This window comes from Prochlorococcus marinus (genome assembly GCF_001180245.1).
GTDB classification, from domain to species: Bacteria; Cyanobacteriota; Cyanobacteriia; order PCC-6307; family Cyanobiaceae; genus Prochlorococcus_A; species Prochlorococcus_A marinus_F.
In genome coordinates, this window is the sequence record NZ_CVSV01000066.1 from 1 (window position 1) to 298 (window position 298).

1 protein-coding gene is annotated in these 298 nt (G+C 34.9%); it reads left to right on the plus strand.

The window, feature by feature from the left end; genetic code table 11:
• The coding region (locus AMO19_RS02610; RefSeq protein WP_257008935.1) for an aminotransferase class III-fold pyridoxal phosphate-dependent enzyme at positions 1-298 on the plus strand (298 nt) is incomplete at both ends.

Sequence of the window (298 nt, forward strand, 5' to 3'; positions counted from 1 at the left end):
TCGATATATCTTTCAAAAAAGGAAAAGGTTGTTGGCTATGGGACAAAACAGGTAAAAGGTATCTTGATGCAGTAGCTGGCATAGCAACTTGTAGTCTTGGGCATAGCGACAGAGTTTTAAGAAGAAGGTTATCAACTCAACTAAAAAAGATTCAGCACATTTCTAATCTCTACAACATTGAAGAACAAGAACAATTAAGCAGAACTTTAACGAATATGAGTTGTGCCAAAAGCGTCTTCTTCTGTAATAGTGGTGCGGAAGCAAATGAATCAGCAATTAAATTAATTAAAAAATATGG